This window comes from Photobacterium chitinilyticum (genome assembly GCF_004104355.1).
Taxonomy (GTDB): domain Bacteria; phylum Pseudomonadota; class Gammaproteobacteria; order Enterobacterales; family Vibrionaceae; genus Photobacterium; species Photobacterium chitinilyticum.
Map to the genome: position 1 here is coordinate 234,995 of NZ_RJLM01000007.1, position 6,279 is coordinate 241,273.

The following is a 6,279-nucleotide window of genomic DNA, read 5'->3' on the forward strand; positions in this document are numbered from 1 at the left end:
AACCCGGCAATTGCCGGGTTTTTTTCTTTATATTGCCAGTTGAACAATCAGATAAAAGTTCAGGCAGCTGTCAATATTCTGATAAACTTGCAAGGAAGATTTGATTTTTTGTCCGTTCTATTTATTTTCACGATCTTTGATGACGGTGAAACTAAATAAAATGGTTTTAGCAAGGAAGATATGACAGTGGTATCTACAGATAACTTTGGCTCCGAAGTCATGATCGAGAGTGACTTAATCGAGGCGCGTGCATTTAGTGAGCATGATTATATCATTTTAAGCTCCTATGAGGCAGTGGTTGACGGACTGGCTGCGCTGATAGGTCCGTTTTGCGAAATCGTGTTGCATTCATTGGCTGATCTGAATACATCAGCGATCAAAATAGCCAATGGAGAAAATACCGGGCGTAAGGTTGGTTCGCCGATCACTGATCTGGCTCTGCGCATGCTGCGCGATATTGAAGGCTCGGAGCGCAACTTTTCCCGAGCTTACTTCACTCGTGCTAAGGGTGGCGATCTGATGAAGTCAATCACGATTGCGATTCGCAATGGTGAGGGGCGCATTATTGGTTTGTTGTGCATTAATATCAATCTGGATGCCCCGTTCTCGCAAATTCTCCAGTCATTCATGCCGACTGATGAAGCAAAGCAGGCTGCATCGAGTGTTAACTTCGCCAGTGATGTCGACGAGCTTGTTGACCAGACGGTTGAACGTACCATTGAGGAAATCAATGCCGACAAGAATGTGTCGAACAATGCTAAGAATCGCCAGATTGTCATGGAGCTCTATGACAAAGGCATCTTCGATATCAAAGATGCGATCAACCGGGTAGCGGAACGGCTTAATATTTCCAAGCACACGGTATACCTCTATATTCGCCAGCGTAAGACAGAGGACGGCGAGAAATGAGCTTGAATTATGTGCTGGTAGTTGATGGTCCGGCATATGGTACTCAGGCTGCCCGTTCGGCATTTCAGTTTGCCGAGGCACTGATTCAACAGGGGCACCAACTATCACGGGTGTTCTTTTATCAGGATGGCGTCCATAACGGTTCTGCGTTATCGGCACCGGCATCCGATGAATTTGATCTGGTGGCTGGTTGGCAGCAGCTGGCACAGGCGAACAACGTGGAGCTGCAGACTTGTGTTGCAGCAGCACTGCGTCGCGGAATCATCAGCGAGCAAGAAGCACAGCAAAACCAGCTGCCGGGCAACAACCTGGCAACTGGTTTCGAGCAGGCGGGTCTCGGTGGCCTTGCCGAAGCCATGCTAACGGCTGATCGTATTATTCAGTTTTAAGTCCTTATTACTCAAGAGAACCCAATGAAATCGCTAGGCTTTGTATTTCACAGTGCTCCTCATGGCAACAGCAGCGGCCGCGAAGGGCTGGATGCCGTCTTGGCGACATCTGCGTACAGTGAAGATCTCAATGTGTTTTTCATCGGAGATGGTGTTTTTCAGCTGTTAAACAACCAACAGCCAGGGGCGGTGTTGTGCCGTGACTATATTGCTACCTTTAAAATGCTAGCGCTTTACGATATCGAAAATATCTATGTCTGTGAGCAGTCCTTACTCGAGCGATGCATTGATAGTAATGAGCTTGTGATTGAGGCTGAATTGCTCAATCAAGCCGATATCACCGCCAAACTTCATCAGTGTCAGCGAATTCTAAGTTTCTGAGGCCGTTATGCTCCATACTATCGCCACATCTCCTTTCCAGACCCAAGCTCTACAACGTTGTCTACGCTATATAAGCCCAGACGATGAAATTTTATTAATTCAGGATGCTGTTTTTGCCGGAATTGAAAAAAATACTTGGTGCGGGGCAATAAAAATGTCGGGTGTAAAAATTTATTTACTGGAAGCGGATCTTGCGGCGAGAGGCTTGTTGAGTAAAGTTGACAGCGAGCTTAATGTTGTTGATTTAAAAGGGTTTATCTTGCTTACTGAACAGCATGAAACCCAGGTGAAATGGGCATAGAGTTGGCATCTTGGCTATATGATATTCCGCTTTTTCCGACTGTTTAAGAAATGATCATCTGATTGATCGCTGTATATATCTTGACACGTATTAGTGCGATGCCTAAAATTTCGCGTCCTCCTGTTGTTGGGAGGCGGATTTTTCACATTTACGAAAGTAATTTTCAGGAGCTATTTAATGGCAACTATTAACCAGTTGGTACGCAAGCCACGTGAAAAGCAAGTTGTTAAAAGCAACGTGCCTGCACTAGAAGCGTGTCCACAGAAGCGTGGTGTATGTACTCGCGTATATACTACTACTCCTAAAAAACCGAACTCCGCACTACGTAAAGTATGTCGTGTTCGTCTAACTAACGGCTTTGAAGTTACTTCATACATCGGCGGTGAAGGTCACAACCTTCAGGAGCACTCAGTTGTTCTTATCCGCGGTGGTCGTGTTAAAGATTTACCAGGTGTGCGTTACCACACCGTTCGTGGTGCACTTGACTGTGCAGGCGTTAACGACCGTAAGAAAGGTCGTTCTAAGTACGGTGTTAAGCGTCCTAAGTCTTAATGGATTCCGTTAAGTAAGGCCAAACATTTAAATTATTTAATTTTGAAGAAACTGAAAAGTTTTGGATAACCTGAAGAAGACAACGGAGATACATCCATGCCACGTCGTCGCGTAATCGGTCAGCGTAAGATCCTTCCAGATCCAAAGTTCAAATCAGAACTGCTGGCAAAATTCGTTAACATCCTAATGGTTGACGGTAAAAAATCTACTGCTGAAAAAATCGTTTACACTGCACTTGATGCAATGGCTGAGCGTTCTGGTGAAGAATGCCTGTCAGTATTCGAAAAAGCTCTTGAAAATGTACGCCCTGCGGTAGAGGTTAAATCTCGCCGTGTTGGTGGTTCAACTTACCAGGTGCCTGTAGAAGTACGTCCAGTACGTCGTAATGCACTAGCTATGCGTTGGTTAGTTGATGCTGCGCGTAAGCGTGGTGAAAAATCTATGGCTCAGCGTCTAGCAGGCGAAATGCTTGATGCGGCTGACAACAAAGGTTCTGCTGTTAAGAAACGTGAAGACGTTCACCGTATGGCAGACGCGAACAAAGCGTTCGCACATTACCGCTGGTAATAACGACTGGATGCAGCAAGCTTTGCTTGCTGCATCTAAACCATACTCTAAGGTTAACCTTAGTAAGAGGATACAGCCGTGGCTCGTAAAACGCCTATCGAGCGCTACCGTAACATCGGTATTTGCGCTCACGTTGACGCCGGTAAAACAACAACTACCGAGCGTATTCTGTTTTATACAGGCCTATCTCACAAAATTGGTGAGGTTCACGACGGCGCTGCAACCATGGACTGGATGGAGCAGGAGCAGGAGCGTGGTATTACTATCACATCTGCTGCTACTACGACATTTTGGCGTGGTATGGAAGCTCAGTTTCCAGAGCACCGTATTAACATCATTGACACCCCGGGACACGTTGACTTCACTATCGAAGTAGAACGTTCTCTGCGTGTACTTGATGGTGCTGTTGTAGTTTTCTGTGGTTCTTCGGGTGTTGAGCCTCAGTCTGAGACTGTATGGCGTCAGGCCGATAAATACGAAGTGCCGCGTATGGTTTTCGTCAACAAGATGGACCGAGCTGGTGCTGACTTCCTACGGGTAGTTGCTCAGATCAAGGACCGTCTTGGCGCGAATCCAGTGCCAATCCAGCTTAATATTGGTGCTGAAGAAGAATTTAAAGGTGTCGTTGACCTGATTAAGATGAAGACCATCAACTGGTCGGAAGAAGATCAAGGTACAACGTTCACTTATGAAAACATTCCAGCAGACATGCAAGACCTTGCTGATGAATGGCGCATGAACTTAGTTGAATCAGCTGCTGAGGCATCTGAAGAACTAATGGATAAATACCTTGAAGAAGGTGAACTGTCTGAAGAAGATATCAAGGCAGGTCTCCGTCAGCGTACATTAAACAACGAAATCGTACTTGCGACTTGTGGTTCTGCATTCAAGAACAAAGGTGTTCAGGCAGTACTCGATGCCGTTATCGATTACTTGCCATCTCCGACGGAAGTGAAAGCTATTCGTGGTGAAGATGAGCTAGGTAATAGTGTTGAGCGTCACTCATGCGATGAAGAACCATTTTCAGCGCTAGCGTTCAAGATTGCAACCGACCCATTCGTTGGTAACCTGACATTCATGCGCGTTTACTCAGGTATTGTGAACTCTGGTGATTCAGTCTACAACTCTGTTAAAGAGAAGCGCGAACGTTTCGGTCGCATCGTACAGATGCACGCGAACAAACGTGAAGAGGTCAAAGAAATTCGCGCCGGCGATATCGCCGCTGCGATTGGCCTCAAGAACGTAACGACTGGTGACACGCTATGCAACCAAGATCACAAAGTGATTCTTGAGCGCATGGAATTTCCGGAACCAGTAATTCAGATCGCGGTAGAGCCACGTTCTCAAGCTGACCAGGAAAAAATGGGTATCGCACTAGGTAAACTAGCAGCTGAAGACCCATCTTTCCGTGTAGAAACCGATAATGAGTCTGGCCAGACACTAATCTCTGGCATGGGTGAGCTTCACCTAGACATCATCGTTGACCGTATGAAACGTGAATTCAGCGTGGAATGTAACGTGGGTAAACCTCAGGTTGCGTACCGCGAAACGATCCGTGGTGCCACGGAAGTTGAAGGAAAATTTGTACGTCAATCGGGTGGACGCGGTCAGTATGGTCACGTATGGCTTAAGATCGAGCCGTCGGAGCCTGGTGAAGGCTTCGTCTTCGTTGATGATATTGTGGGCGGTGTCGTACCAAAAGAATATATTGGTGCGGTATCTAAGGGTGTCGAAGAGCAGATGAACAATGGCGTACTTGCTGGTTATCCAGTAATGGATGTCAAGGCGACTCTGTATGATGGCTCTTACCATGATGTTGACTCCAACGAAATGGCGTTTAAGATCGCAGGTTCAATGGCATTCAGGAAAGGTGCGCTAGATGCGAACCCAGTTATTCTTGAGCCAATGATGAAAGTTGAAGTAACCACGCCAGAAGATTGGATGGGTGATGTTGTTGGCGACCTTAACCGTCGCCGTGGCATGATCGAAGGTATGGATGACGGACCAGCAGGTCTGAAAATTGTCCGTGCTCAAATACCGCTTTCTGAAATGTTCGGTTACGCAACGGATCTTCGTTCTGCTACTCAAGGTCGAGCTTCATATTCTATGGAATTCAGCGATTACGCTGAAGTACCTAAGAATGTAGCTGAGCGAATTATTGCAGCACGCTCTTAATTTGAATATTGCGTCGGCTGTCGTTGACGCATAAAATACAAACTTCGGACGCGTCCCCTAACCTAGTAGGGGGCGCATCTTAACTAGGAAGGAACACGATTGTGTCTAAAGAAAAATTTGAACGCGTAAAACCGCACGTTAACGTTGGTACTATCGGCCACGTCGATCACGGTAAAACTACTCTAACTGCAGCTATCTGTACTACTCTTGCTAAAGTTTACGGCGGTGACGCTAAAGACTTCGCATCTATCGATAACGCTCCAGAAGAGCGCGAGCGTGGTATCACAATCTCTACTTCTCACGTAGAGTACGATACTCCAACTCGTCACTACGCACACGTTGACTGCCCAGGACACGCCGATTACGTTAAAAACATGATCACTGGTGCTGCTCAAATGGATGGTGGTATCCTAGTAGTTGCTGCAACTGATGGTCCTATGCCTCAGACACGTGAGCACATCCTTCTTGGTCGTCAGGTTGGTATCCCTTACATCATCGTATTCATGAACAAGTGTGATATGGTTGATGATGAAGAGCTACTAGAACTAGTAGAAATGGAAGTTCGTGAACTTCTTTCTGAGTACGAATTCCCAGGTGATGACTGCCCAGTAATCATGGGTTCTGCTCTTGGCGCTCTAAACGGCGAGAAAGAGTGGGAAGACAAGATTGTTGAACTAGCTGAAGCTCTAGATAACTACATCCCAGAGCCAGAGCGTGCAATCGACCTACCATTCATCCTTCCTATCGAAGATGTATTCTCAATCCAGGGCCGTGGTACTGTTGTAACTGGTCGTGTTGAGCAAGGTATCATCACTGTAGGTGACGAAGTTGCAATCGTAGGTATCAAAGACACTACTACTACTACTTGTACTGGTGTTGAGATGTTCCGTAAGCTTCTTGACGAAGGCCGTGCTGGTGAGAACGTTGGTGTTCTTCTACGTGGTACTAAGCGTGACGAAGTTGAGCGTGGTCAGGTTCTTGCTAAGCCAGGTTCAATCACTCCAC

At 46.5% G+C, this 6,279-nt stretch carries 8 protein-coding genes; all 8 read left to right on the top strand.

Going from position 1 to position 6,279, the window contains the following annotated elements:
• The first annotated feature begins 186 nt into the window (after window positions 1-186).
• Complete coding sequence (locus EDI28_RS17540) at window positions 187-909, top strand: helix-turn-helix transcriptional regulator (protein ID WP_128785199.1); 723 nt, start codon at window positions 187-189, stop codon at window positions 907-909.
• A complete protein-coding gene (gene tusD / locus EDI28_RS17545; protein ID WP_128785180.1) occupies window positions 906-1,298 on the top strand; it encodes a sulfurtransferase complex subunit TusD in 393 nt (130 codons plus the stop codon). Before EDI28_RS17540 ends, tusD begins: the two co-directional genes overlap by 4 nt.
• A 24-nt stretch (window positions 1,299-1,322) precedes the next feature.
• On the top strand, window positions 1,323-1,679 hold the full coding sequence (tusC, locus tag EDI28_RS17550) for a sulfurtransferase complex subunit TusC (RefSeq protein WP_128785181.1): 357 nt from the start codon (window positions 1,323-1,325) through the stop codon (window positions 1,677-1,679).
• 7 nt (window positions 1,680-1,686) lie between these two features.
• Window positions 1,687-1,980, top strand: coding sequence for a sulfurtransferase complex subunit TusB (tusB, locus tag EDI28_RS17555; RefSeq protein WP_128785182.1), 294 nt, complete (start codon window positions 1,687-1,689; stop codon window positions 1,978-1,980).
• A gap of 177 nt (window positions 1,981-2,157) precedes the next feature.
• A complete protein-coding gene (gene rpsL, locus EDI28_RS17560; RefSeq protein WP_128785183.1) occupies window positions 2,158-2,532 on the top strand; it encodes a 30S ribosomal protein S12 in 375 nt (124 codons plus the stop codon).
• A 96-nt stretch (window positions 2,533-2,628) separates the two neighbouring features.
• Window positions 2,629-3,099 carry a 30S ribosomal protein S7 gene (rpsG, locus tag EDI28_RS17565; protein ID WP_128785184.1) on the top strand — a complete coding sequence of 157 codons (471 nt, stop codon included), beginning with the start codon at window positions 2,629-2,631 and terminating at the stop codon, window positions 3,097-3,099.
• Window positions 3,100-3,177: 78 nt separating this feature from the next.
• Entirely contained in the window at window positions 3,178-5,274 is a 2,097-nt protein-coding gene (gene fusA, locus EDI28_RS17570) for an elongation factor G (protein ID WP_128785185.1), read from the top strand.
• Window positions 5,275-5,375: 101 nt separating this feature from the next.
• Window positions 5,376-6,279: elongation factor Tu (gene tuf, locus EDI28_RS17575; RefSeq protein ID WP_128785186.1), on the top strand; the 904-nt coding region annotated here is incomplete at its 3' end.

What these genes read in the sequence shown, in the direction of transcription:
- tusB (WP_128785182.1), top strand. Translation starts at nt 1,687, where the DNA reads ATGCTCCATACTATCGCCACATCTCCTTTCCAGACCCAAGCTCTACAA.
- tusD (WP_128785180.1), top strand. Translation starts at nt 906, where the DNA reads ATGAGCTTGAATTATGTGCTGGTAGTTGATGGTCCGGCATATGGTACT.
- rpsG (WP_128785184.1), top strand. Translation starts at nt 2,629, where the DNA reads ATGCCACGTCGTCGCGTAATCGGTCAGCGTAAGATCCTTCCAGATCCA.
- tusC (WP_128785181.1), top strand. Translation starts at nt 1,323, where the DNA reads ATGAAATCGCTAGGCTTTGTATTTCACAGTGCTCCTCATGGCAACAGC.
- rpsL (WP_128785183.1), top strand. Translation starts at nt 2,158, where the DNA reads ATGGCAACTATTAACCAGTTGGTACGCAAGCCACGTGAAAAGCAAGTT.